Source organism: Acidovorax facilis (assembly GCF_023913775.1).
In the GTDB taxonomy this organism is placed as follows: Bacteria; Pseudomonadota; Gammaproteobacteria; order Burkholderiales; family Burkholderiaceae_C; genus Acidovorax; species Acidovorax facilis.
In genome coordinates this window covers 1-24,897 of record NZ_JAMXAX010000094.1, presented here as the reverse complement: position 1 = coordinate 24,897, position 24,897 = coordinate 1, and the positions used below count along the sequence as shown (strand labels likewise).

The following is a 24,897-nucleotide window of genomic DNA, read 5'->3' as shown; positions in this document are numbered from 1 at the left end:
GCGGCTGGACAACCAGGTCTGCTTTGCGCTGTATTCCGCCTCGCTGGCGATGACGAAGCTCTACAAGCCCCTGCTCGACCACATCGGCCTGACCTACCCGCAGTACCTCGTGATGCTGGTGCTGTGGGAGCAGGATGGCGTGACGGTGTCCGAGCTGGGCGAGCGCCTGTTTCTCGACTCCGGCACGCTCACGCCGCTGCTCAAGCGCCTGGAGGCGCAGGGCCACATTGCCCGGCTGCGCGATGTGCAGGACGAGCGCCGTGTGCGCATCACCCTCACGTCGCAAGGCCGCGCGCTGCGCGACCAGGCCGAGGCCATCCCGCCCTGTGTGCTGCAAAGCAGCCAGTGCTCGATTGCCGAGCTGACGGCCCTGACCACCGAACTCAAGCAGCTGCGAGACCGGCTCAGCGAGCGACGCTGACGGCCTGCAGACAACGCAAGAACCGATTCCCTCCACCGCCCGCCAGTGGGCAACAACCGCAAGGAAGACACCATGACCAAGCTCGAAAAAGTCCTGTACACCGCCAAGTCGCACGTGACCGGTGGCCGCGATGGCGCCGCCAAGACCGATGACGGCCGCCTGGAAGTCAAGCTGTCCTCGCCCGGCACGGCCGGCACCGGCACCAACCCCGAACAGCTGTTTGCCTCCGGCTATGCAGCCTGCTTCATCGGCGCCATGAAGGCGGTGGGCGGCAAGATCGGCATCCCCGTGCCCCAGGACGTGTCCATCGACGCCGAAGTGGACCTGGGCCCCATCCCGAACGCCTACGGCATCGCCGCCCGCCTGGCCATCAGCCTGCCCGGCCTGGACAAGGAAACCGCCCAGAAGCTGGTGGACGCAGCCCACCAGGTCTGCCCCTACTCCAACGCCACGCGCGGCAACATCGACGTGACCATCACGATCGTCTAAGACCATGGGCCGCCTGCTGATCCCCCGCATCGCGGTGGCCCTGGTGGCCATCGAGCATGTGTACATCCTCGTGCTCGAAATGTTCTTCTGGAACAAGCCCCTGGGCATGAAGACCTTCAACCTGACCCAGGAGCTGGCCGACGCCACCACCACGCTGGCGGCCAACCAGGGGCTGTACAACGGTTTTCTGGCGGCAGGCCTGTTCTGGGGGCTGTTCACCGGCAACCGGGTGTTCAAGATCTTCTTCCTGGCCTGCGTGATCGTGGCCGGGGTGTTTGGCGCCGCCACCGCAGCGCCCAAGATCTTCTTCAGCCAGGCGCTGCCCGCGATCATCGCGCTGGGCTTGGTGCTGGCGCTGGACAAAGCACCTGCCGCACGGCGCAGCCTCTGAGCTACTAAAACCATAGCTGCCAGCGCTTGTCAATCAAGCGCTGGCAGCTATTTTTGCTTTGAATCCACGCAGGTACTGCCGCCTGCAAGCTGCCATTCAGCCATGCGCGCGATGATGGGGTTGGAGACAACACCATGAAAATCGCCCTGCTGTCCGACATCCACGCCAACCGCCAGGCCCTGGACGCCTGCCTGCAACACGCCCGCGCCCAGGGCGCCGAGCAGTTTGCACTGCTGGGCGACCTGGTGGGCTACGGCGGCGAGCCCGTGGCCGTGGTGGAGCAGGTGCGCGACCTCGCCCAGCAAGGCGCCCTGTGCGTGCTGGGCAACCACGACGCCATGGCCCTGGCGCCGCCTGCCAACCCCCGCAACCGCAGCGAGCTGGGCGCGCAGTGGACGCACGACCAGCTCGGCAATACCCACATCGCTTTTTTGCAGTCGCTGCCGCTCACCGCACGTCTGGGCAGCAGCGCGCTGCTCGTGCATGCCAGCGCCGACATGCCGGAGCAATGGCGCTACGTGGAGGACTCCAACGCCGCCGAGCGCAGCATGACCGCCGCGCAAGGCATCGACCCCGCTATCCGCTACGTGTTCTGCGGCCATGTGCATGAGCAGGTGCTGTACTTCCTCACACCCACCGCCAAGCTGATGCGTTTTGCACCCGAGCCCGGCGTGCCGGTGCCCGTGCCACCGCACCGCCAGTGGCTGGGCATCGTGGGCTCGGTGGGCCAGCCGCGCGACGGCGATGCGCGCGCCATGTACGCACTGTTCGACGACACCGCCAGGCAGATCACCTTCTACCGCGTGCCGTATGACCACCTGGCCGCCGCCGCCGCCATCCGCGCGGCAGGACTGCCCGCGTTTTATGCCGACAGGCTGGAGCATGGTCAATGAAACTGCTCGAACCCGGCACCGAGATCGACGGCTTTCGCGTGGTGGACTGCATCCACGCGGGTGGCATGGCCCACATCTACGCCGTGGAATACGCGCAGGCCGACCGCAGCCCCGGCTTTCCCATGGCGATGAAGATCCCGCGCATGACGGCGGGCGACGGGGCCGAGAACATCGTGAGCTTCGAGGTCGAGCTGCAGATCCTGCCCGTGCTCAGCGGCCAGCATGTGCCGCGTTTTGTGGCGGCGGGCGACCTGGTGCGTCTGCCCTACCTGGTCATGGAATACATCCCCGGCCAGACGCTGCAGCACTGGCTGGACGAAGGGCCTGGCCGCTGCGACACAGCAACCATCGCACGCCTGGGCGCGGCCACCGCGCGCGCGGCGCACAGCCTGCACCAGCAGAACGTGTGCCACCTCGACCTCAAACCGGCCAACGTGCTCATCAAAGAAGATGGCACGGCCGTGCTGCTGGACTTTGGCCTCTCGTGCCACGCGCACTACCCCGACCTGCTGGCCGAGGAAATGCGCCAGGCCGTAGGCTCGCCCGCCTGGATTGCGCCCGAGCAGGTGGTGGGCGTGCGCGGCGACCCGCGCAGCGACATCTTTGCCATCGGCGTGATGCTGTACGAGCTGGCCACGGGCGAGCTGCCCTTTGGCGCCCCGACCACCAGCGGCGGCATGCGCCAGCGCCTGTGGATGACACCCGCGCCACCGCGCAAGCACCGCGCCGACATCCCGCCCTGGCTGCAGGAAGTCATCCTGCGCTGCCTGGAGCCTGAGGCTTCCAACCGCTACCCGTCGGCCGCGCACCTGGCCTTCGACCTGTCGAACCCCGAACAGGTGCTGGTTACCGAACGCGGCGAACGCACCGAGCGCACTCCACTGCGCACGCATGTGCGCCGCTGGCTGCGTGCTGCGGGCATGCACTACACGCCCAGCCCCCTGCCCTCGCAGCAGATCGAGGACACGCCCATCCTCATGGTCGCCGTGCCCCATGCCGATGTGAGCGATGCCACGCTGTACTCGCTGCGCCAGGCCGTGGCCCGCTCGCTGGGCATCCGCCCCGGCGCGCGGCTGGCCTGCGTGACGGTGATCTCGCCCGGCGCCAGCAGCACCAGCGACAGCGAGCGCAGTGAAACCACGCTGCACCGCCAGCACATGGCACGCCTGCGCCAGTGGGCCCAGGGTCTGGACCTGACCGGGCATGCCGTGAGCTACCACGTGCTCGAAGCGGGCGACGTGGCCCAGGCGCTGGTGCGCTATGCGGCCAGCAACCACGTGAGCATGATGATCCTGGGCGCCGCCACGCACGGGCTGCAGATGCAGCGCTTCATCGACACCGTGCCCATCCGCGTGGCGCGTGATGCGCCCTGCACCGTCATCCTGGTCAAACAGGCGCTGCCGTTCGAGCAACTGGGCCAGACGTTCCCGGGCTAAGCGCCTGTTCAAAGAGTGGGCCCCGCTGTCGCCGAGGTGGCGCGGCCCGCTTGAGCCGCGCCGGGCTTTCGTTTAGCGTGGCGGCATGAGCACCTCCACCCTCCTCGTGCGCCAGGACAACCTGGCCAGCACCCGCCTGTTGACCGCCGACGACACCCCGCTGGAAGGCGGCCAGGTCCGCGTGCGGGTCGAGTCCTTCGCCCTCACGGCCAACAACATCACCTACGCCGCGCTGGGCGACATGCTGAACTACTGGCAGTTCTTCCCCACCGGCGAAGCGGGCTGGGGCATCGTGCCCGTGTGGGGCTTTGGCACGGTGACCGAGTCCTTGCACCCCGACGTAGCGGCGGGCGAGCGCCTCTATGGCTACTGGCCCATGTCCGACCAGGCCGTGCTCTCGCCCCAGCGTGTCAACCCCACGGGCTTCAGCGACGGCGCCCCGCACAGGGCAGGCCTGCACGCGGTCTACAACCACTACCTGCGCACCCGCACCGACGGGCTGTACCGCGCCGACAACGAGGACGTGCAGGCACTGCTGCGGCCGCTGTTCATCACCTCGTGGCTCATCGACGACTTTCTGGCGGACCAGCAGTTCTTTGGCGCCCAGCGCATGCTGCTGTCCAGCGCGTCGAGCAAAACGGCCTACGGCACCGCCTTCCAGCTTGCACAGCGGGAGGGCATTGAGGTCATCGGCCTCACCTCGTCCGGCAATGTGGCCTTTTGCGAAAGCCTGGGCTGCTACAGCCGCGTGGTCACCTACGACGCACTGGACCAGATCGACGGCGCGACGCCCAGCGTCTACATCGACTTTGCGGGCAGCGTGGGCCTGCGCCAGCGCATCCACGCCCACTTCACGGGCCTGGCCTACAGCTGCTCGGTGGGCGCCAGCCACGTGCAGGACCTGGGCGGCGCCGGCCAGTTGCCCGGCCCGCGCCCGGTGATGTTCTTCGCCCCCGCCCAGGTCAAGAAGCGCCACGCCGACTGGGGCGCCCAGGGCCTGAACGACCGCCTGGTGGCGGCCTGGAACCAGTTCAGCACCGCCGTTTCGTCGGGGCCGCAGCCCTGGCTGGTGGTGCAACACCACGCGGGGCCCCAGGCCACGCAGGCGCTGTTTGCGAGCGTGCTGGCGGGCAGCGGCGACCCGCGCGCCGGGCATATCGCCACCATGCTGCCGGGCTGACGGCGACAATGGGGCATGACCCCATTGCCCCCCGATACCGCTGCCAACGCCTCGAACGACCAACACCCCTACGCCCGCCTCACCCCCGACCAGGTGCTGGACGCTCTGGCCAGCGTGGGCCTGTATGGCGACGGCCGCCTCATGGCCCTGTCGTCGTACGAAAACCGGGTGTACCAGGCCACGCTGGAAGACGGCGAGCGCGTGGTGGCCAAGTTCTACCGCCCTGGCCGCTGGAGCGAGGCCCAGATCCTCGAAGAACACGCCTTTGCCGCCGAGCTGATGGCGGCCGAAGTGCCCGCCGTGGGCCCGCTGGTGCTGAACGGCACCACCCTGCACCAGCACGATGGCTTTGCGTTTTCCGTCAGCCCCTGGCGCGGCGGGCGCCAGCCCGAGCTGGACGACTTCGAGGTGCTGGAATGGATCGGCCGCTTTCTGGCGCGCATCCACACCGTGGGTGCGGCCCAACCGTTTGTGCACCGGCCGCTGCTGGACCTGGAGACCTTTGGCACGGCATCGCGCGACTGGCTGCTCACGAACGAGATCATTCCGCTCGACATGCAGGCCACCTGGAAGGCCCAATGCGACAAAGCTCTTGAATTGATAGCTGCTAGCGCTTATCCATCAAGCGCTGGAGCCTCATTTGGCTTAAAAAATGCGACAGCAATCCGCCTGCATGGCGACTGCCACCCCGGCAACATCCTCTGGACTCCGCTGGACGAGTGGGGCCGGGGCGGCCCGCACTTTGTGGACCTGGACGACGCCCGCATGGGCCCGGCCGTGCAGGACCTGTGGATGCTGCTGTCGGGGGACCGTCGTCAGCGCACCCACCAGCTCGGCGCACTGATCGACGGCTACGAGCAGTTCCGCAGCTTCGACCGCCGCGAACTGGCGCTCATCGAGCCGCTGCGCACGCTGCGCCTGATCCACTACAGCGCATGGCTCGCGCGCCGCTGGCAGGACCCAATCTTTCCCGTCAACTTCCCGTGGTTTGGCACCAGCGACTACTGGCGCGGGCAGGTGGACATGCTGATCGAGCAGATTGAGGCCATGCAGGAAGAGCCCCTGGTGGCGTGAGATGAACGCGCACTGAGCCGCCTGCGCTGCGGTGTGGTGCAAGCCGCTGCGGCGCCCCGGAGAGGCGCCAGAGGCGCCCCGGAGAGGCGCCAGAGGCGCCCGGGCATTGCAAACGATTGTCAACCCGTGTGCACAGGGGCGCGATGTCGCGCAACATCCAGAGACGCCTTCCTGGAAAGGCGTTTTCTGACTTGCGAAGGGCGCTTGCGCCCGAAGACCGACACCATGCGCATTGCCGTCCTGCACGACGACCCCCTCTTGCCCGACATGATCCGGAGCGCCCTTGAGCGCCACCACCATATCTGCCATTTCTATACCAGCGGTGCGAGCCTGCTCAAGGACACACGGCACGAAACCTTTGACCTGCTGATCTCTGGCTGGCACCTGCCGGACATGGACGGCATCGAGGTCATCCAGCGCCTGCGCGAGATGGTCGGCCAGCAACTGCCCATCCTGCTGGTCACACGCCGCAATGAAGAACGTGACGTGATCGAAGCGCTCAACCGGGGCGCGGACGACTACATGGTCAAACCCCTGCGTGTGGGGGAGCTGGTCGCCCGCGTTGCGGCCTTGCTGCGGCGGGCGTACCCGCAGGCCATGGGCCAGCAGCTGGTCTTCGGCCCCTACCGGTTCGATCCGGAGAAGCGGCTGTTGTCCCTGCACGGCGAGACACTGGCGCTGAAGAACCTGGAATACGAACTCGCCCTTTTCATGTTCCGCAACGCGGGCCGCCTGTTGTCGCGCGCGCACCTGCGCGAAGCGGTGTGGGGCGAGCGCAGCGAAGCACCTTCACGCTCGCTCGACACCCACGTTTCACGCCTGCGCACCAAGCTGCAGTTGACGCAGCAGGCCCACGGCTATGCGATCACGGCCATCTATGGCATGGGGTACCGGCTGGACACGGTAGACACGGTGGCCCTGGCGGACCCACGCGGCTGAAACGCCGCGCGCAGGACGGCGCACAAGCCGCCACCTGCTCCTTCCCTGAACAACAAAATAAGGCCAGCACGCTTTGCAGCGTGCTGGCCTTTTGGCGTACAGCCCGCCGCCGCGAAGGGATCGCGACGGCGGTGGCGGTCGGGCTACCGGCGGCGGCCCATGGCAGGGTGCTGCCAGGCCATCAGGCCCAGCAATGCAGCCAGCAAAATCATGCCCCATTCCGACAGCGTGGGAATGCTGCTGGCAGGCAGGTTCGACACCGCCGTTGGCGCGCTGGCGGTGTTGTTGCCGGGGTTCGTGTCGCCCGGTGCGTCCAGCGTGGCCGTATTGACCAGGGGGCGCGCCCCGCTGTAGGGCGACGCCAGCGTGGTGCTGATCGTGAAGGTCCGCGACGCCCCCACCGCCAGTGCGCCCACTGCGCAGCGCACGGTACCGGCAGCATTGACGCAGCCCGTGCCGGACACGAAGGTGACTCCCGGTGGCAACACATCCACCACCTGGGCGCCATCGCTGGCCAACGGGCCGTTGTTGGTGACCACCAGCGTGTAGTCAATCGCGGCACCCGGGGCCAGGGGCCCTGCGGCTGCAGTCTTGCTCAGCGCCAGATCGGTCGCCACGGTAAAACGGCGTGCGGTGGTGTCGTGGGTCACCACGTTATTGGCCATCGTGGTCTCGGTCTCTTCCACCACCACGCTGGCCTGGTTGAAGGCCGTGCCACTCGTCGCGCCTGCCACGGTGAGGGTCTCCGCGCGCATGACGTAGGTGATGGTGGCGCTCTGGCCGCTGCTCAGCCCCGGAAAGCTACAGGTCAGCGTGCCGCTGGTCGCCCCCATCGTGGGTTCGGTACACGCGCCGCCTGCATTCACCGTGAGCGCGCCCTGGTAGCTGAAGGTGGCCGTGGGCGAGGAGCCCGGTGCGGGGAAGATGTCGGTCATCACCACATTGGTGCCGAACGACGGGCCGCTGTTGTTCACAGTGATGGTGTACGTCGTCGATTGGCCCAGGTCTACCGGGTCAGCGCTGTCCACCTTGTTCACCAGGATGTCCAGCTGCGCGGCAGTGACCGCGGTGGTGGTGGTGGCCGAGTTGTTGGTCAGATCGGACTCCGCCGTGGACGTGGACACGTTCACGGTGTTGACCACCGTGCCGCCTGCCGCCGTGCCGAGCGGCCGCAACAGATAGGTCACGGTGTTCTGCGAGCCGCTAACGATGCTGCCCCAGGTGCAGGTCAGCGTGCCACCCGGGGCACCCACGGCAGGCGTCGTACAGCTGCCGCCGCCGGAGGCGCTGGCGCTGATGAAGGCAGCGTTGGCGGGCAGGTTATCCACCACTTGCACGTTCTGGGCGGTCGAGGGGCCGTTGTTGCGCACCGTGGCCACGAAGGTGATCGGTGCGCCAGCGGGCACGCTCAGGGGCGTGGCGGTCTTGGAGGCCACCAGGTCCACCATGGCCGTGACTTGGCTGGTCACGCTGCCGCTGTTATTGGTCGGGTTGGTGTCGCCGATATCCGGCGAGCGCACGCTGGCCGTGTTGATGCGGTTGCCCGTGGTCGCGATGGTGGGGCGCACGACCACCGTCACCGTGGCCTGCGCACCCGCGTTCAGCGTGCCCAGGTTACAGGTCAGGTCCACACCGGCAGCGCTGGCATTGGGAGAAGTGGTGCAGCTGCCTTGCAAAGCCGCTGCGGACTGGAAGCCGCCCGTGCTCAGCAGGCTGCCCAGGGTGTCGGTGACCGTCACGTTGTCGGCGGAGTTCGGGCCCGCGTTATCGACCGTGATGACATAGGTAAGGTTCTGGCCCGCCACCACAGGGTTGGGTACGGCGGTCTTGGACACCACGCGCAGATCGGTGCCAGTCGCCGTGGCAGTCACGGAGGCGCCAGCGCAGTTGTTGCCTGCGTTACTGTCCACACGGCCTCCACCGCCCAGCGACACGCAGGCGTTATTGACGGCGGCACCGGCACCGGTCAGGATGGCCGTGACGACCAGAGGGGTTGCATTGGTGTTGGGGTTCAAACCGTCGCTGCGCGTGCAGCCCCAGGTCGTCACGCCGTTACCCGCAAAGGGCAACGCGTCGCAAGCCCATCCGGTACCGCTGGCCGACTGAAGGGTCACTCCCGAGGGCACGACGTCGCCCACCGTGATAGCCTGGCCGCTAGGCACCGCCAGTGGACCAGTATTGCGCGCAGTCAGCGTGTAGTTGAAGGGCACGTTGGGAACCACCGGATTGATATTGGCGGTTTTTGTCATCTGCATGTCGGCGTCATTGCTGGCGGCGACGTTGATGCTGGCAGAGTTGTTGCCGAGGTCGGGGTCAGTCACGGGCGTGCTGATGCCCGCCGTGTTGGTCAGCGTGCCGGGAGCCGTGGCGGTCGCCGTGATGGTGATCGTGGGCATATTGGTGAAATTGGCACCCGCGTAGCCCGCACGGGTACAAACAATTGCAGTGTTGCAGGTCCAACCCGTACCGACCGCCGAAACCAGCGTGAGCCCCGGATCCAGGGTGTCGGTTACCGTGATCAGTTCGCCCGCCAGGGACACGCCGCCGTTCAGGCGCGGGGTGAGCGTGTAGACCACGTTGGAGCCCACCGCCACGTTGGCGATGTTGCGGGTCTTGGTGATGGACACGTCCGCGCCGGCGGTGGAACTCACGTCCACCGTGGCGGTGTTGTTGGCTGTGTTGCCGTCGGGCATGGTGGAGTTGTCAGGCTTCAAGCCGCTCACCGCGAAGGCTGCCGTCACCGTGCCGTTGGTGTTGGACACGGCTGGTACCGTCAGCACCCCAGTGGACGCGCCATTGGCCAGCGAGCTGGCGCGGGTGCAGGTGACCGTACCGCTGTTGAGCGGATAGGCGCCTGACGCCGTGCAAGACCAGCCCGTGCCCGTGGGCGTGGACCGGATCGACGCGCCAGCCGGCACCGTGAAGATGATGCGCTGGCTGCCATCGGCGGCATTCGGGCCGTTGTTGGCAGCCTGCAGCGCGTAGCTGTAGGCCTGGCCGGCCACCACGTTGGCGGCAGAAGGTGTCGCCACCAGCGCAAGGTCGGCCGCCTGCGTGGCGGTGGTGTCCTGGATGCTATTAACGTTGTTGCTGGTGTTGGGATCGGTCGTGGCGCTGCCAGCCGTGGCGGTGTTGGTCCAGACCCCGGCGGAAGGCAGCCGCACCCGGATGGTCACGGTCTGGTTGCTGTTGAACGGGATATTGCCCAACGTGCAATCGACGACACCAGCCGCCTGACTGCAGGTGCCTGCGGTGGTGGCCACATCCACGAACGTGGAGCCCACGGGGAGTGTGTCCGTCAGCGTGACGCCGGTGGCGCCGTTGGGGCCGTTGTTGTCGATGCGCAGCGTGTACGTGAAGATGCCGCCTGCGGGCCCAGGGTCCGGCGAATCCGCATGGTTGACCACCAGGTCGGCAGACTGTGCCATGGCTGCACCCGCAAACAGGCCACCCGCCAGCAAGAGCCAGCGGAAGCGGCGTACCGCGCTGTGCGCAGGGCTTGTAGCAGGCTGCGCGGGCCCACTGGATGTGCGCGCGCGCCAGAAGGCGCATGCGCCCTCCCAAGATCGCGTCAATCGATAAAGCATCAAAATACTCCTGAGGTGAATGGCTCCGACTTCCGGCCACGCCGCAACCTCACCAGGCCCCGAGGGGCTGGCAAAAAATGCAGGGAGTGCGTGGATGTACCGTGGCCGCCACGGACCAAGGCTGGGTTGGAATTTATCGACGGACGGGGGCGCAATCCGCGCGGCAACAATCGTTAACGGTTGCGAACGGTATTGCGTATTGTTTGCACCACGGGTGCACGCCACCCCGGTTGGCAGCACGGGTGGTGGACCGGCTGGGGGCCCCTGGGCTATGCTGCGCCATCTTCGATCTACCGCGAGTTGGCCCACCCATGAAGGACATGTTTCGCACGCTCCTCTCCATTCGCCAGAAGCGCAAGCCCGCCCCCGTGGGGCCTTTGCCCGCCGTGGGCACCGTGATCCTGCGGGGGCAGGTCAAGATGGCCGTCACCCATCCGCTGCCCAGGGAGCTGTGGGACTGGCTGGTGCTGTCGGGCTGGCGCAACCTGCCGGTCAAGAACGACCGGCGCAAGGGACTGCGTTTGCCAGAGGGCGCGCTCAAGGAGCTGATCGACACCCCCTCGCAGGAACGCAACCAGGCACACAGCCGCATCCTGGAGCAGGCCCAGCCCGAAGATTGAGCGGCTTTGGAATGTCCATAAAAAAAACGGTGGTGCCAGGCACCACCGGTTTTTACTATTATTTTTATAGCACTTAGCGCTTTATGGACGAGCGCCAGATGCCGATTTGGCCTTAGTTTTTATACCAGCAAGGCGTTCACGCGCTTCACATACGCGGCGGGGTCCTCAGGCAAGCCGCCCTCGGCCAGCAGGGCCTGGTCAAACAGGATGTGCGCCAGGTCGTGGAAGTGCACACTGCCATCGAGCTTCTTGACCAGCGCGTGCTCGGCATTCACCTCCAGCACAGGTTTGGTCTCGGGCGCCTGCTGGCCAGCCTGCTTGAGCATGCGCGCCAGCTGGGTGCTCATGCCATCGTCCTGCACCACCAGGCAGGCGGGTGAATCGACGAGGCGGGTGGTCACGCGCACGTCTTCGGCCTTGTCCTTGAGCGCTTCTTTCAGCTTGGCCAGCACAGGCTTGAAGGCTTCGGCAGCTTCCTCGGCCGCCTTCTTCTCGGCTTCGTCCTGCAGCGTGCCCAGGTCGACCGCGCCCTTGGCCACGCTTTGCAGCGGGGTGCCGTCAAACTCGTGCAGGTAGTTCAGCGCCCACTCGTCCACGCGGTCGGTCATCAGCAGCACTTCGATGCCCTTCTTCTTGAAGACTTCGAGCTGTGGGCTGTTCTTGGCAGCGGCCAGGGTGTCGGCGGTGATGTAGTAGATCGCCTCCTGGCCTTCCTTCATGCGGGCCTTGTAGTCGGCAAAGCCCACCGTCACGGCGTCGCTGGTGGTGCTGGCAAAGCGCAGCAGCTTGGCCAGGCGCTCGCGGTTGCCAAAGTCCTCGCCCAGGCCTTCCTTGAGCACGGCGCCAAACTCGCTGTAGAACTGCGTGTACTTGCCTTCCTTGGCCTTGTCGTCGGCATCCACCACATCGGTCACGCCGTCGGCATTGGCGGCGGTGTCGTGCTTGTCGTGTTTGGCCAGATCTTCCAGCATCGAGAGCACGCGCTTGGTCGAGCCTTCGCGGATGGCACGCACGTCGCGGCTTTCCTGCAGCAGCTCGCGGCTCACGTTCAGCGGCAGGTCGGCGGAGTCGATCACGCCCTTCACAAAACGCAGGTAGGTGGGCATCAGCGCCTCGGCGTCGTCCATGATGAACACACGCTTCACGTACAGCTTCACGCCGGCCTTCTTGTCGCGGTTCCACAGGTCAAACGGCGCCTTGGCGGGGATGTACAGCAGCTGCGTGTACTCGGTGTTGCCTTCCACTCGGTTGTGCGCCCAGGTCAGCGGAGCCTCGTGGTCGTGGCTGATGGTTTTGTAGAACTCGGCGTACTGCTCTTCGGTGATGTCCTTCTTGGGGCGCGTCCACAGGGCGCTGGCCTTGTTGATGGTTTCCCACTCGCCGGTCTTGACCATGCCGCCGGGCTGGCGGCCGCCGTTTTCGTCATTGGGGTTGATCAGCTCGCCGTCTTTCCACTCTTCCTTTTCCATCAGGATGGGCAGGCTGATGTGGTCGGAATACTTGGCGATGACCTGCTTGAGCTTCCAGGCGTTGAGGTATTCCTCGGCGTCGTCGCGCAGGTGCAGGATGATGCTGGTGCCGCGCTGGGCGCGGGTGATGGTTTCCACCTCGAAGTCGCCCGTGCCGCCACTGATCCAGCGCACCCCTTCTTCGGCCGTCAGTCCCGCGCGGCGCGATTCCACGGTGATCTTGTCGGCCACGATGAAGCCGGAGTAAAAGCCCACGCCGAACTGGCCGATGAGCTGGGCATCTTGCTTCTGGTCGCCTGAGAGACGGCCCATGAAGTCCTTGGTGCCGCTTTTGGCGATGGTGCCCAGGTGGTCGATGGCTTCTTGCTGGCTCATGCCGATGCCGTTGTCGGTGATGGTCAGCGTCTTGGCGGCCTTGTCGAAGGTCACCCGCACTTCGAGGTTGGGGGCGTCTTCAAACAGCGCGGAGTTGTTCAGGCCTTCAAAACGCAGCTTGTCACAGGCGTCCGACGCGTTGGAGATCAGCTCGCGCAGGAAGATCTCCTGGTTGGAATACAGCGAATGGGTGACCAGGTGCAGCAGTTGCGCTACTTCGGCCTGGAAAGACAGGGTTTGTTTTGTGCTCATGGTGTCTTGGAGGTTGCTGTGTAAGGTGCAAAAAGAACGCGTTTCACGCCCAGGAGGCCAGGAAAGGCATTCGCGCGTGTTCACCTCGGGGCGGACTCGGTGATTTCAAGGGTTGCACTGTGCGGCGCACGCCCCTCACCACCCGCGGCCCGCACCGAAGCCATCCCGCACAGCCATTTCGGCGCTGAAGATTGTTGACAATTTGCAGGCATTTGACAGCATTTTCTGTCATTTAGACCCCATAAGATGCACGCCACCGAAGGCGCTCGGTGCGATGCCGCCTTCCCATCCTCTGCCCCCTTTCCTCCGGAGCCCTCTTGCCATGCCCACATCCCTGAAAAAATGGTCCGCCGAGTTCCTCGGCACGTTCTGGCTGACATTTGGCGGTTGCGGTAGCGCCGTGCTGGCTGCCGCCTTCCCGCAGCTGGGTATCGGTTTTGTCGGCGTGTCCCTGGCCTTTGGCCTCACGGTGCTGACCGGGGCCTATGCGCTGGGGCCGATCTCGGGCGGGCATTTCAACCCTGCCGTGTCGGTAGGGTTGGCGCTGGGGGGCCGGTTCAAGGCGTCCGAGCTGCCGGGCTACGTGGTGGCCCAGGTGCTGGGCGCCATTGCTGCAGCGGCCGTGCTGTACCTCATTGCCACGGGCAAGCCGGGCGCAGACATCGGGGGCTTTGCCACCAACGGCTATGGCGAACACTCCCCAGGCGGCTATGGGCTGATGGCCGCCGTGGTGACGGAGGTCGTGCTGACAGCCATCTTCCTCATCGTGATCCTGGGCGCCACGGCCAAACGTGCGGCGAGCGGCTTTGGCGGGCTGGCCATCGGCATGTGCCTCACGCTCATCCACCTGATCTCCATCCCGGTGACCAACACCTCGGTCAACCCGGCCCGCAGCACCGGTCCGGCGCTGTTTGGCCCAGCCTATGCGCTGTCGGAACTGTGGGTCTTCTGGGCCGCGCCCATTGCAGGCGCACTGCTGGGCGCCGCCATCTACCGCGCGCTGCTGAGCGACGACTGAAGTGAAACACCCCCTGAGTCGCTTCGCGCCTTCCCCCTCTCTCGCCTCGCTGCGCGAGCCGGGAGGGGGACGCTCCCAGCGCGGCGGGGCGGCCCTTGCGCGGGAGCACTGGCCTGGGCCGCGCCAGCTTCGTGCGCCGTGGGTGGCGCGAAGCGCAAGGGATCACTGGTGCGACGTGCCTTGCCGCGCTACAGCACTGTCGGCAGCTTCCAGCCTGGCATTCCGGTTGAATGCAAACCATGCGGGCCTTGTGGCGGCCTGCCCCGTCAGCCTTCCAGCGTGATGCGCTGCACCAGCGACTGCAGGATCTGGTCGGCCTTGTCATTGGCCACCTGGCAGGTGCCCGCTGCCGCATGCCCACCGCCCCCAAACTCCAGCATGAGGTTGCCGATGTGAACCTGGCTGCTGCGGTCTAGGATGGACTTGCCGGTGGCCAGCACCGTGTTCTGTTTTTGCAACCCCCACATCACGTGAATGGAGATGTTGCAGTCAGGGAACAGCGCGTAGATCATGAAACGGTTGGTGGCCCAGATGGTGTCCTCCTCGCGCAGATCGAGCACGACCAGCTTGCCGATGCGGATGGCGCAGCGCTGCAACTGCTCCTGGGCCTTGGGGGCGTGTTCGCGGTAAAGCTGCACGCGCTCCTGCACATCGGGCAGGGCCAGGATCTCTTCAATGGTGTGGTCGCGGCAGTACTGGATGAGATCCATCATCAGTGCGTAGTTGCTGATGCGGAATTCGCGAAAGCGCCCGAGACCCGTGCGCGAATCCATCATGTAGTTCAGCAGCACCCAGCCCTGGGGGTCGAGGATGTCTTCGCGCGAATACTGGGCCGAGTCGGCCTGGTCCACCGCCGCCATCATCTCGTCGGTGATGCGCGGAAAGGCCGCCTTGCCGCCGTAGTGGTTGTAGACCACACGGGCTGCCGAGGGGGCATGGGCTTCGATGATGTGGTTTTCGGAGCGCCGCCCCGAATTGCGCACAGTTTCGGACTCGTGGTGGTCGAACACCAAATGGGCCCCGGGCACATAGGGCAGGTTGGTGGTGATGTCACGGCTGGTGATGGCAATCTTGCCGTCCTGCATGTCCTTGGGGTGGACGAAGGTGATCTCGTCGATGAGGTTGAGCTCATTGAGCAGCACGGCGCACACCAAGCCGTCAAAGTCGCTGCGGGTTACCAGGCGGTATTTCACGTCACTCACTAGCTTCTCCTTGTTACATATCTCGTGGCCACATGGTAGCGGTGGCCTCACACCCGGCAAGACCGCTGGCGGGGAAAAACAGGCCATCCGAACCGCTTTTCCGGTTCTGCCGTGTTGCCTGTTTTTTGCTTGTCTTCACGCAGGCTGCAGCCATTGCTCCAGCTGCTGGGCCACACCCGCATCTCCCAGCAACGCCAGGTGGCCCATCCGGTGGAACACGGCTTGCCGACTCTTGGCAAAACCCAGGGTTCGTTTCGCATCATCATGGATGCCCAGGGCACTGTGCAATGGCACCAACCCGTCCCCCACCAGCCGCTCGGCCGCCGGACTGCGCCGCGCCGCCAGCGTGGCGGCCACGGCATGGCAGGCCACCCCTTCGGGCAGGGGCACTGGGGTGCGCCGGTCAGGGTGCCGCACGAAGCGGTCACGTCCCTGCCAGTCGGCCTCCAGCACATGGCCATGGCGCAGGTCGGTAATGCCCGCGCTGCGCAGCTGCGCCAGCTTTGCAAAAGGCCGGGAATACGGCGTGCTGCCCAGCAGGGTGTCCACCCAGTGCCCTGCGCGCTCCAGCGGTGCGCCATGGTGGGGCGTTCCCAAAAATACGAGGTGGCGCAGCAGCGCCAGCCAGCCCTGCCCCGCAGCCGCCGCTTGGTGGCAGGCACTGCGGGCCACCAGGCCGCCCATGCTGTGGGCCAGCACCGCTACCTCCTTCACGGGCACGGGCCAGGCCGCCACCAGGGATTCCAGCTGGGCGGCCAGCTCGGCACCGTTGGCGGACGTGTGCAGGCCCGTGTTGTAGCGCAGGTAAACCGGCGTATAGCCCAGCGCCTGCGCGAGGTGGGCGCCATGGTCATGGCCCTGGTGCAGCCACTGCAGATCGTTCATGCACAGGCCATGGACCAACACCAAGAGCTTGCCCGTGGCCCCGCCGCTGGCGGCCAGGGCGGGCAGGTCCAAAGGCAGCCCATCCCGGTAGAACCCCATGCGGGTGCACAGTGGGTTGTCGTCGCGCTGCAGGCGGTCGCCCATCACGCCGTTGAGGGCGGCGAGCACGGCCTCGCGCTCCCACTGCACTGCGGTGGGCGGCGCATCGGGTTCAAAAAACGGCTCCAGCCGCGCCAGGCCTGCCTGCAGGCCCGCATCCACCAGGCGTGTCACGCCCCGAATGCTCTGGTAGACCAGCCCGGTCAGGCCGCGCGCCTGGCCCGGCTGCGCCCCTCCAGGCAGGCCAAGCGTGCCCAGCACCGACTGGTGCACCCCCTCGGCCACGCGGCTGATGCCCGTGGTGGCCTGTGTGGCCAACCGCGCCACTCCCCGCAAGTCTGACGCACGCAACTGGCGCAGCGGATGGGGTTTGGCGGCGTTGGCAGCATCAGCGCGCGGTCGCGGTGGTGTAGACATGGAGAAGGCTCCGTTCAAGGGATGCGGTGCGGTGACGCGGGGAGCCTGGTGGTACTCAGAACCGCTCGCTGGGAGACAGGTAGCGCCACTGCCCCACCGGCAGATTGCCCAGGGTGACGCGGCCGATGCGAATGCGCTTGAGCCCCACCACCTTGAGGCCCACTAGCTCGCACATGCGGCGGATCTGGCGCTTCTTGCCTTCGGTGAGCACAAAGCGCAGTTGCTCGGGGTTCTGCCAATCGACCTTGGCGGGCTTGAGCGGCTCGCCGTCCAGGCTCAAGCCGTGGCGCAGCCGGGCCAGCAACGCGGGGGGAAACACCGCCTGCACGTTGGTGCTGACGGGATCACGCTCGTCGATTTCCTGCAGCGGCGCCGAGCGCTCACTGGGGTGGCGTGGCACCGCCTGGCCCGGTGCCTGGTAGACCACGCGCACCAGGTACTCCTTTTCCATCTCGGAATCCTCACCAATGATCTGCCGGGCCACGCGACCATCCTGGGTCAGCACCAAGAGGCCCACCGAGTCGATATCGAGCCGCCCGCAAGGCGCCAGGCCACGCAGCTGCGGCGGAGAAAATCGGTTGCGGCTGGGGTCGTCACGCCAGTGCGTGCGGGGGTTGATCAATGCCACGGCGGGCGTGTGGCCATCCTCGGCCTGGCCGCTCACATATCCGATGGGCTTGTTCAGCAGGATGGTGACGCGCTGCTCCTGGAAACCCTGGGCAACCTTGTCTACGTCGATGCGGTCGGTAGGCAACACCTGCACGCCCATTGCGGCCACCTGGCCATTGACCTTCACCCAGCCCTGGGCGATCCAGTCGTCCGCCTCGCGCCGCGAGCACAGGCCCAGCTCGGCCATGCGCTTGTTCAGGCGGGAGCTGACCATGCCGTTCACGGTGATCGTCGCGGACGCTCGTTCGGGCGCTTGCCTGATGGGCGCAACAAACGAGCCCGACGCCGTGCGGTAGTTGGGGGGCGCGGGCGCCCTGGCAGCGCGCGGCGGCGGCGCAGGCCGGACGGGAGCGGCTTTGGCGGCCACGGCGGGACGGCGGAGAACAGGACGGGTTGCGGGTGCCGCTGGTGCGCTGGCGCTTGCAGCAGGCGCAGGGGCAGCAGCGGGGCCAGCAGGCGGGCGGGAACTGGAAGGAGAAGACATTGCGCGTATTTTCGCCTGCGGGGCCTGGCAGACCAAGAACTAAAGAAACTTACCCCTGGCGCACCTGATGCGCCTGCCCCTCTTGCCAGGCCAGGAAATCATCGACCGGCAGTGGTCGTGCAATGTGATAGCCCTGCGCCTCATCGCACGCCAAGGTGCGCAAGCGCTCCAGAATGGCGGCGGTTTCCACCCCCTCGGCCACCACGGTGAGCCCCAGGTTGTGCGCCAGGTCGATGGTCGAGCGCACGATCATCGCGTCGTCCTCGCCCGTCTCCATGCCCATCACAAACGACTTGTCGATCTTGAGCTCATGGACCGGCAGGCGCTTGAGGTAAGCCAGCGAGGAATAGCCGGTGCCGAAGTCGTCAATCGACAGCTTGAAGCCCTGCTCCGACAGCCGGTTGAGCATGGCCTCGGCGCGCTGGGGGTCGTCCATGATGGCGCTTTCGGTGATCTCCAGGCAGAAGGCACTGGCAGGCACGCCATGGCGCACCAGAATGTCGGCAAGGCGGGTGCTGAGTTCCGGGTCGAGCAGATCGCGTGTGGACAGGTTGACCGACACCCGCAGCGCCAGGCCCTGGGTGCGCGGGTCGGCCAGCAGGCGCGCCACCTCTTCGAACATCCACAGCGTGAGCTGCCGCACGAACCCCGTCTGTTCGGCAAACGGAATGAACTGCATGGGCGGCACCAGGCCGCGCTGCGGGTGCTGCCAGCGCACCAGGGCCTCGGCAGCCCGGCCGGGCTGCCCGTGCAGCGGCACCTTGGGCTGCAGGTACAGGCGCAGCTCGTGGTGCTCCACCGCGTGGCGCAGCTCGCTCAGCAGCGACAGGGTCTGCGCGCTGGCCGAATCAAATGATGCGTCGTACTGCTGTGCCCCGCTGAGCCTGCGCTTTGCGGCATACATGGCGATCTCGGAGCGGCTCAGCAGCGTGTCAGCATCGTCGGCATCGCCAGGCCAGCAGGCAATGCCAATGCCAGCGCTCAGGTCCACCGTCTGGTCCTCGAAGGCCAGCGGCTCTTCGAACGACTGGGTGATGCGCAACGCCGTGGCATGGGCGGTGGCCGCATCGGCGCCCCGCAGCAGCACGGCGAATTCGTTGCCGCCCAGGCGGGCGACCATGTTGTCGGGCGATGGCACCTGCTGGCGCAGCCGCTCGGCCACCGCCTGCAGGAGGCGGTCACCAAAGGAATAGCCGAGCACGTCGTTCACGTGTTTGAAGCGGTCCAGGTCGAGCGTGAGCACGGCCAGCGGGTTCGGGGGCACCGCGCCGCCGGTGCTGCGCGCAATGGCCAACACCACCGCCTCGCGAAAGCGCTCCCGGTTGGGCAGGCCGGTGAGCCGATCCCAGTAGGCCAGGCGGCGAACCTCGGTTTGCTGCGCAGCAATGTCCCTGCGCATGTGATCGAACGAACGTGCGAGGTTGCCAATCTCGTCGCTGCGGTCGGTGTGTTCCAGCGGCACATCGTATTCACCGCGCGACAGCCGCTGCGTGGCGGCCAGCAGCGAGCGCAGCGGCGTGGTCAGGCGTTGTGCGACCAGCCCCGTGCCCACCGCAAACAGCATCACCCCCGCCACGGTGATGATGGCCAGCAGCACCTGCAGCTGCCGGTAGGGGGCGAGCACTTCCTCCACCGACCGCAGCAGCAGCGCCTGCACCTCGCCCCCCACGCTGTCCAGGCGAATGGCCCTCGCCAGCAGGATGCCCTCGGGCGTCTGCAGCTCGCCAGAGGGAACACCCTCGCGCTGCAGCAGCGCCAGCGAGCCTGGCGGCAGCGTGCTGACAGGCACTTTGGCCCTGCCGTCCTCGCCCTTCACGACCAGCGCCACGTGCACCGCCAGCAGCTGCCGCATCTCATCGGCCAGCGGCTGGTTGACCGGGAACCCCATCAGTACCCACCCAATGACCACCGGTGCGCGCAGCGGCACCATCACGAACTGGTAGGGCACGCCGCCCATCACTGCGATCTGGCTGCCCTGCGGCTGTGCGGCCAGCGGCGGCACCAGCGCGCGCAAGGTGGCTGGAAACGCCTCCATGTTGCCCGCCAGGCTGACCGCGCGCAGTTCCAGGTCGGTGCCCAGCAGCGCGGTGACCGCCGCGCCAATGCGGTTGCCGTGGTTTTCGAGCACCGACTGGATGGTCTCCTCGTCGCCCGAATTCACGGCCGAGCGAAAACCATAGTCGGCGGCCAGCAAGGCCGAACCCTGGCGCAGCTTGTCTGCGTTCTGCTCCAACAGACGGCGCCAGACGTTTTCATCCAGGTCCAGAGCCTGGGCAATCTGCGCACGGGCATTGCGCTCGATGGTGGCGCGCACCACGGCAAAACCTGCAGCCTGCACGATGAGCAGCAGCAGCAACGTGAGCCCAATCAGCCGCAAGATCAGGCTGCGCCCCAGTTCGCACAGCTTCTTCCGGTTCAAGGCTGCAGCCCTGCCAAACGCACCGATGCCGCCGCAGCACCCGTGGCGGGCACCGTGAGCGCCTGCTCCTGCGCGGGCGCGCCCACGGGCAACCGCGTGTGCCAGGTGCGCAAGGTATAGGTGCCGGGCGGCACGTTGTCGATCTGCGCCCGGCCCGGTGCGGCAGGTGTGCGGGCGTAGTACGGGGTGTCCACCACCACAATCCAGCCGACCATCTGGTCGTGGATATTGCAGCCCAGCACGGCCACACCAGGGCGGTCGAACAGCACAGGGTTGGAAGGCGTGCCTGTATAGAGCTTGAGTTCGAACTTCTTGGCCGGCGAGAACGAATAGACGTGGTGGCGCACCGAATCATGGTTGGGGAACCGCACCTCGGTGCCTACGGGCACCACGAGCACGCCGGGCACAAACTGCCGCTTTTCCTGCGCCATCTCCGCACCGGACAGCGGCTTGACCGCCTTGCGGGCATCGGCGGATTCGAGAAACACCACGGCGTCTGGCAGCGGCCTGCCCGCCGCATCCAGCACCTCCACCTGCACCGTAGCAGCCTGGGCAGCGGTGGGCAGGCCTGCCAGACACGCCACAAACACCACAACCACGCCAGTCAGCGCAGACAAAGCCCTGGCGCGCTGGGCGTGGCAGCTGGTTGTCATGGTTCGATGGCCATGCCCAGCAGGGGGGCGCCTTCACCCACGGTGCCCAGCGGCCGGCTGGCCCCTGTGCGCAGGTCCACGAGGTGCAGCCGCGTGTGGCTGTCTACCGAAGTGCGCACCGCAATCAGCGCGGTATTGCCGACGTCCGAAATATCGAACGCCACGTCGGTGAGCCGTGGCAGCCCCAGCGACCCCACGGTGCGCAACTGACCGGTGTTGGGCGACACCACAGGCGTGGTGCCTTCGCGTGAGCCCTGCATCACCAGCACGCCGAGGGTGCGGTCGATGGCGTAGTTGGTGGTGATCTTGCTGTCCTGGGCGTTGTAGGTGTAGGCGGCGCCTGCGATGTCGGGATTGCGGCCGGCGTGGGTGTCGCTCCACGCATAGCGCAGGGCCGGGTCGGGTTGCACACCCTCGACGGCTGGGTCGCCATCCACGGCAGCCCCGGTGTCGGGGTGCAGGCGCAGGTTCTGGCCCGTGTTCGACACCACACGGATCCGGTCGGCCGCAGGGTTGAAATCGAAGCCGAAGGCCGTGCCACGCAGGCCCAGGACCGCTGGTGCTGGCCCCACGGGGCGCAGCGCGCCAGTGGGAATGTCGAGCGTGTACAGGCGGCCCGCCTGAGAGAGCGCATAGAGCACGCCACGCGCCACCCGAAAGTCGATACCCACCAGCCGCTCACCTGCGGGCAGACCCGTGACGGGGCGCCGCTCCAGGATGCGGTCTGGCTGGCCGGCGTGGAAGGTGATGAGTTCGTGCGAGGCCGTGATCGCAACGACCAGTTCGCGCTGGCTGGTTTCTGGCGCGGGTGCGGTGGCACAACCCGCCAGCGCGGCGCCTACCAGCGCTGCAGCAGCCATGTGGCGCACCAAGGGGAAGGAAAGAGCTTTCATCGTGGGGCCTCGCATCTGTAACGGATTTATACCTGATGGGCCACTCCCGCGTGGCCACAGAGCAATCCAGGGAAAGTGGATTGCTATATTTTGTATAGCATTTGGTGCTTTAAATACAGGCGTAAACACCAGTTCTATCTGCAATCTTGCGAAGCAACAATACCGCCATACGTTTTCACAAATGGCAAAAAATTGTCCGCAAATTTGTAACAACGAGCCCATGCACATTGGGCATACCACTATCCGCAAGCGTCATGACACATTTTGTAATTTGTGCCTACACTGCCTTGAACCCGGACGCAGACCAAGGCCATTCAGCAGGTGGCTAACACGGGCACCCTTATTGCTTCGTTCACCCCACACGATTCATTGTCCCCAGAGACTCCAAGGAACACCATGCAGGCCGCAACGTCACTCAAATCCCTGTCGATTTCCAGCCGGCTGAGCCTGGGCTTTGGCTGCATGCTGGTGCTGCTGGTGGCGGTGGCCGCCGTGGGCCAGCTCTCGGTGGGCAAGGTGCACGAGCAGATGCGCCAGATCACGGGCATCGGCGCCAACAAGGCCAAGCTGGTCAATGGCATGCTGGAGAGTGTGAGCGCCATAGGCATTCAGAGCCGGTCGGCGGCCATGCTCAACGACATCGACCCCAAACAGGCCCGCGAACAGATTGATGCTGTGGCCAAGACGCTCAAGCTGTATGCGACCCAGGAAGCCGCGCTGGCGGAGTTGCTGACCCCCGCCAACGCCACCCCCACCGAGATCAAACTGCTGGGCGAGGTGCAGGCCCTGGGCAAGAAGACCCGCCCCGAACTGGACACAGCCATCAAGGCCGCCGACGACGGCGATACCGTGAGCGCCACCCTGGCGCTGATGACCCGCGTGGCCCCCGCCGAAACCGCCTGGCGCACCAAACTGGGCGAACTCATCGACCTGCAAAACACGCTGAATGCCGAAGCCACTGCATCGGCCGAGCACACGCAGAGCCAGGCCCGCGTGGTGGGCGGACTGCTGGTGCTGCTGGCCATTGGGTTGGGCGCGCTGATTGCCTGGCGCATCACCACCAGCATCACGGCCCCCATTGGCCGCGCCGTGGTGGTGGCCGAACGCATTGCGCGCGGCGACCTCACCTCGCAGGTCGAAGTGCGCATCCACGACGAAACCGGCCGCCTGCTCGAAGCCATCGCCGCCATGCAGGAACGCCTGCGCACCCTGGTGGGTGAGATTGGCCAGACGGCAGATTCCATCCTGGTCGCCAGCTCGGAAGTGGCCTCGGGCAACCTGGACCTGAGCCAGCGCACCGAACAAACCTCGCACAACCTGCAAAGCGCGGCCAGCTCGCTGGTGGACCTGACCGGTACGGTGTCGCAGAGCGCCGACTCGGCCCGTCAGGCCAACCAGCTGGCCTCCACCGCATCGGATGCCGCCACGCGCGGCGGCGAGGTGGTGTCGCAGGTGGTGCGCACCATGGACACCATCAGCGCCAGCTCGCGCAAGATCGCCGACATCATCAGCGTGATCGACGGCATTGCGTTCCAGACCAACATCCTCGCGCTGAATGCGGCAGTAGAAGCAGCCCGTGCAGGTGAACAAGGCCGGGGCTTTGCCGTGGTGGCCGGCGAGGTGCGCAACCTGGCGGGCCGCTCGGCCAATGCCGCGCGCGAGATCAAGGCGCTGATCGGTACCAGCGTCGACCAGGTGCAGGAAGGCAGCACCCTGGTAAACCACGCCGGCAAGACCATTGAAGAACTGGTGCTTTCGGTGCGCCGCGTGTCGGACATCATGGGCGAGATCACCGCCGCCACACAGGAGCAAAGCCAGCGTATTGGCCACGTGAGCCACTCGGTGGGTGCGCTGGAAGAAATGACCCAGCAGAACGCGGCGCTGGTGGAAGAAGGCGCCGCCGCCGCCGACAGCCTCAAGGACCAGGCCGGGCGTCTCACACAAATGGTGGGCACCTTCCGCCTCACGCGCGACGGCGGTGACGACAACAGCTGGGGGGCAGCGGCTCCGGCGGCATCCCCCGTACCGGCTCCCGCCCAGCGCTCCAGCCTGCAGGCATCCCTACAGCCCCGCAGCAAGCTGCCGTCCTTGCCCCGCTGAGCCACGGTGGGCCCCCGGCCCGGTCAGCCGCCCTTGATCTGAAAGATGCTGGAGCGCAGCGCAGCAAGGTCCAGCACACGCAGGCCGCCATACTCCACACGGATGGCGCCCTGCGCTTCCAACGCGGCCAGCGCCTCGTTCACGCGCTGGCGCGACAGGCCCACCAGGTAAGCCAGCTCTTGTTGCGTAATGCGCAGCACCTCGCCCACGCCCGGGTACAGCACCGGGTTGAACAGCGACGCCAGGCTGCGGGCCACACGCACATCGGGGTTGTTCAAGCGGTCGATCTCGCGCGCGGCGATGAACTGGCCCAGGCGCTCGTTGAGCTGGTTCATCACAAAGCGGTTGAAGCCGATGGAGTGGTCCAGCAGCCAGTGAAAGCTGTCAATCGGCAACCCCGCCACCACACTCTTGCGCAGCGCCTGGATGTTGTAGCGGTAGGGCTCGCGCTTGATGGTGGTGCCCTCGCCAAACCAGCCGCCCGGCGGCAGGCCCGCGTACGTCATGGTCTGGCCCTGGGCGTTGTCCGTGCTCATCTTGAGCAGGCCCTCGACCACACCAAACCAGTAGGTCACCGGGCGCCCCACGCGGCACACATAGTCGCCCGCCTTGGCATCCCCCACCAGCAACGAGGCCACAGCGCGCTCGCGCTCGGCGGGCAGCAGCAGTCGCAGCCAGGGAATGCCGTCCAGCTCATCCGCCGTGGGTGGCCGACGACGCTGGTGCAAAGACAGATCCTGGTTCATGCGTGAGTCCATGGCGCGAAGGTTCTCATGAAAAAGGGCAGTCTGCCGCGATGGGGAAGTGCGGGAATACCACGACCCCAATTGTCGCCAGACCGACAAAAAAATGCCAATCGTGATTGGATGATGTCGCCTCCCCCGGCCGCCGCTGCGCAGGCCCGGGCCTTTTGAGGAGACACACATGCCCGC

Annotated in this window: 20 protein-coding genes; 11 read left to right on the top strand and 9 right to left on the bottom strand. The window is 66.3% G+C overall.

Translation table 11 applies throughout. From position 1 onward, the window contains the following. The 8 genes from NFX52_RS21230 to NFX52_RS21195 all read left to right on the top strand — a co-directional run. On the top strand, positions 1-421 hold a 421-nt coding region (locus NFX52_RS21230; RefSeq protein ID WP_289781617.1), incomplete at its 5' end, for a MarR family winged helix-turn-helix transcriptional regulator. Between the two features lie 72 nt (positions 422-493). After that, on the top strand, positions 494-910 hold the full coding sequence (locus NFX52_RS21225; RefSeq protein WP_010462826.1) for an organic hydroperoxide resistance protein: 417 nt from the start codon (positions 494-496) through the stop codon (positions 908-910). A gap of 4 nt (positions 911-914) precedes the next feature. Further along, the gene (locus NFX52_RS21220) at positions 915-1,301 is read left to right on the top strand and encodes a DUF1304 domain-containing protein (RefSeq protein WP_055400157.1); all 387 of its coding nucleotides are present in this window, start codon (positions 915-917) and stop codon (positions 1,299-1,301) included. A gap of 134 nt (positions 1,302-1,435) precedes the next feature. Then, a complete protein-coding gene (locus NFX52_RS21215; protein WP_055400155.1) occupies positions 1,436-2,194 on the top strand; it encodes a metallophosphoesterase family protein in 759 nt (252 codons plus the stop codon). Beyond that, the gene (locus NFX52_RS21210) at positions 2,191-3,630 is read left to right on the top strand and encodes a bifunctional serine/threonine-protein kinase/universal stress protein (RefSeq protein WP_055400153.1); all 1,440 of its coding nucleotides are present in this window, start codon (positions 2,191-2,193) and stop codon (positions 3,628-3,630) included. Before NFX52_RS21215 ends, NFX52_RS21210 begins: the two co-directional genes overlap by 4 nt. 85 nt (positions 3,631-3,715) lie before the next feature. Further along, positions 3,716-4,810, top strand: coding sequence for a DUF2855 family protein (locus tag NFX52_RS21205; protein WP_207402081.1), 1,095 nt, complete (start codon positions 3,716-3,718; stop codon positions 4,808-4,810). Between the two features lie 15 nt (positions 4,811-4,825). Further along, positions 4,826-5,884 (top strand): serine/threonine protein kinase, encoded by a 1,059-nt coding sequence (locus NFX52_RS21200; RefSeq protein ID WP_055400149.1) that lies wholly within the window; start codon positions 4,826-4,828, stop codon positions 5,882-5,884. A gap of 225 nt (positions 5,885-6,109) precedes the next feature. Further along, on the top strand, positions 6,110-6,823 hold the full coding sequence (locus NFX52_RS21195; protein ID WP_055400168.1) for a response regulator transcription factor: 714 nt from the start codon (positions 6,110-6,112) through the stop codon (positions 6,821-6,823). 143 nt (positions 6,824-6,966) lie between these two features. On the opposite strand, the gene NFX52_RS21190 is transcribed toward NFX52_RS21195, so the two are convergent. Next, a complete protein-coding gene (locus NFX52_RS21190; RefSeq protein WP_252635803.1) occupies positions 6,967-10,251 on the bottom strand; it encodes an IPTL-CTERM sorting domain-containing protein in 3,285 nt (1,094 codons plus the stop codon). A gap of 470 nt (positions 10,252-10,721) precedes the next feature. On the opposite strand from NFX52_RS21190, the gene NFX52_RS21185 reads away from it, so the two are divergent. After that, the gene (locus tag NFX52_RS21185; RefSeq protein WP_055400148.1) at positions 10,722-11,030 is read left to right on the top strand and encodes a hypothetical protein; all 309 of its coding nucleotides are present in this window, start codon (positions 10,722-10,724) and stop codon (positions 11,028-11,030) included. A 119-nt stretch (positions 11,031-11,149) separates the two neighbouring features. On the opposite strand, the gene htpG is transcribed toward NFX52_RS21185, so the two are convergent. Next, positions 11,150-13,126, bottom strand: a complete 1,977-nt coding sequence (gene htpG, locus NFX52_RS21180; RefSeq protein WP_055400145.1) for a molecular chaperone HtpG — start codon at positions 13,124-13,126, stop codon at positions 11,150-11,152. A 322-nt stretch (positions 13,127-13,448) separates the two neighbouring features. Here htpG and aqpZ point away from each other — a divergent pair, with 322 nt between their 5' ends. Beyond that, a complete protein-coding gene (gene aqpZ, locus NFX52_RS21175) occupies positions 13,449-14,144 on the top strand; it encodes an aquaporin Z (RefSeq protein WP_055400143.1) in 696 nt (231 codons plus the stop codon). Positions 14,145-14,410: 266 nt separating this feature from the next. Here aqpZ and NFX52_RS21170 read toward each other — a convergent pair whose 3' ends face one another. From NFX52_RS21170 to NFX52_RS21145, 6 genes are all read right to left on the bottom strand, one after another. After that, positions 14,411-15,346: a hypothetical protein gene (locus NFX52_RS21170; RefSeq protein ID WP_055400141.1), complete on the bottom strand. Its 936-nt coding sequence runs from the start codon at positions 15,344-15,346 to the stop codon at positions 14,411-14,413. Between the two features lie 135 nt (positions 15,347-15,481). After that, positions 15,482-16,747, bottom strand: a complete 1,266-nt coding sequence (locus tag NFX52_RS21165) for an esterase/lipase family protein (protein ID WP_055400139.1) — start codon at positions 16,745-16,747, stop codon at positions 15,482-15,484. A gap of 55 nt (positions 16,748-16,802) precedes the next feature. After that, positions 16,803-17,630 (bottom strand): pseudouridine synthase, encoded by an 828-nt coding sequence (locus tag NFX52_RS21160; RefSeq protein WP_055400164.1) that lies wholly within the window; start codon positions 17,628-17,630, stop codon positions 16,803-16,805. A gap of 319 nt (positions 17,631-17,949) precedes the next feature. Continuing rightward, entirely contained in the window at positions 17,950-20,319 is a 2,370-nt protein-coding gene (locus tag NFX52_RS21155; RefSeq protein ID WP_082437532.1) for a putative bifunctional diguanylate cyclase/phosphodiesterase, read from the bottom strand. Then, a complete protein-coding gene (locus tag NFX52_RS21150; RefSeq protein ID WP_202907198.1) occupies positions 20,316-20,972 on the bottom strand; it encodes a methylamine utilization protein in 657 nt (218 codons plus the stop codon). Before NFX52_RS21150 ends, NFX52_RS21155 begins: the two co-directional genes overlap by 4 nt. Next, positions 20,969-21,865: a DUF4394 domain-containing protein gene (locus NFX52_RS21145; protein WP_055400137.1), complete on the bottom strand. Its 897-nt coding sequence runs from the start codon at positions 21,863-21,865 to the stop codon at positions 20,969-20,971. Before NFX52_RS21145 ends, NFX52_RS21150 begins: the two co-directional genes overlap by 4 nt. 396 nt (positions 21,866-22,261) lie before the next feature. Here NFX52_RS21145 and NFX52_RS21140 point away from each other — a divergent pair, with 396 nt between their 5' ends. Continuing rightward, positions 22,262-23,965 (top strand): methyl-accepting chemotaxis protein, encoded by a 1,704-nt coding sequence (locus tag NFX52_RS21140; RefSeq protein ID WP_055400135.1) that lies wholly within the window; start codon positions 22,262-22,264, stop codon positions 23,963-23,965. A gap of 23 nt (positions 23,966-23,988) precedes the next feature. Here NFX52_RS21140 and NFX52_RS21135 read toward each other — a convergent pair whose 3' ends face one another. Further along, on the bottom strand, positions 23,989-24,711 hold the full coding sequence (locus tag NFX52_RS21135; RefSeq protein WP_176889117.1) for a Crp/Fnr family transcriptional regulator: 723 nt from the start codon (positions 24,709-24,711) through the stop codon (positions 23,989-23,991). Positions 24,712-24,897 lie beyond the last annotated feature (186 nt).

What these genes read in the sequence shown, in the direction of transcription:
- NFX52_RS21195 (WP_055400168.1), top strand. Translation starts at nt 6,110, where the DNA reads ATGCGCATTGCCGTCCTGCACGACGACCCCCTCTTGCCCGACATGATC.
- aqpZ (WP_055400143.1), top strand. Translation starts at nt 13,449, where the DNA reads ATGCCCACATCCCTGAAAAAATGGTCCGCCGAGTTCCTCGGCACGTTC.
- NFX52_RS21145 (WP_055400137.1), bottom strand. Translation starts at nt 21,865, where the DNA reads ATGAAAGCTCTTTCCTTCCCCTTGGTGCGCCACATGGCTGCTGCAGCG.
- NFX52_RS21135 (WP_176889117.1), bottom strand. Translation starts at nt 24,711, where the DNA reads ATGAACCAGGATCTGTCTTTGCACCAGCGTCGTCGGCCACCCACGGCG.
- NFX52_RS21190 (WP_252635803.1), bottom strand. Translation starts at nt 10,251, where the DNA reads ATGGCACAGTCTGCCGACCTGGTGGTCAACCATGCGGATTCGCCGGAC.
- NFX52_RS21215 (WP_055400155.1), top strand. Translation starts at nt 1,436, where the DNA reads ATGAAAATCGCCCTGCTGTCCGACATCCACGCCAACCGCCAGGCCCTG.
- NFX52_RS21140 (WP_055400135.1), top strand. Translation starts at nt 22,262, where the DNA reads ATGCAGGCCGCAACGTCACTCAAATCCCTGTCGATTTCCAGCCGGCTG.
- NFX52_RS21165 (WP_055400139.1), bottom strand. Translation starts at nt 16,747, where the DNA reads ATGTCTACACCACCGCGACCGCGCGCTGATGCTGCCAACGCCGCCAAA.
- NFX52_RS21210 (WP_055400153.1), top strand. Translation starts at nt 2,191, where the DNA reads ATGAAACTGCTCGAACCCGGCACCGAGATCGACGGCTTTCGCGTGGTG.
- NFX52_RS21160 (WP_055400164.1), bottom strand. Translation starts at nt 17,630, where the DNA reads ATGGTCAGCTCCCGCCTGAACAAGCGCATGGCCGAGCTGGGCCTGTGC.
- NFX52_RS21220 (WP_055400157.1), top strand. Translation starts at nt 915, where the DNA reads ATGGGCCGCCTGCTGATCCCCCGCATCGCGGTGGCCCTGGTGGCCATC.
- NFX52_RS21185 (WP_055400148.1), top strand. Translation starts at nt 10,722, where the DNA reads ATGAAGGACATGTTTCGCACGCTCCTCTCCATTCGCCAGAAGCGCAAG.
- NFX52_RS21150 (WP_202907198.1), bottom strand. Translation starts at nt 20,972, where the DNA reads ATGACAACCAGCTGCCACGCCCAGCGCGCCAGGGCTTTGTCTGCGCTG.
- htpG (WP_055400145.1), bottom strand. Translation starts at nt 13,126, where the DNA reads ATGAGCACAAAACAAACCCTGTCTTTCCAGGCCGAAGTAGCGCAACTG.
- NFX52_RS21225 (WP_010462826.1), top strand. Translation starts at nt 494, where the DNA reads ATGACCAAGCTCGAAAAAGTCCTGTACACCGCCAAGTCGCACGTGACC.
- NFX52_RS21200 (WP_055400149.1), top strand. Translation starts at nt 4,826, where the DNA reads ATGACCCCATTGCCCCCCGATACCGCTGCCAACGCCTCGAACGACCAA.
- NFX52_RS21205 (WP_207402081.1), top strand. Translation starts at nt 3,716, where the DNA reads ATGAGCACCTCCACCCTCCTCGTGCGCCAGGACAACCTGGCCAGCACC.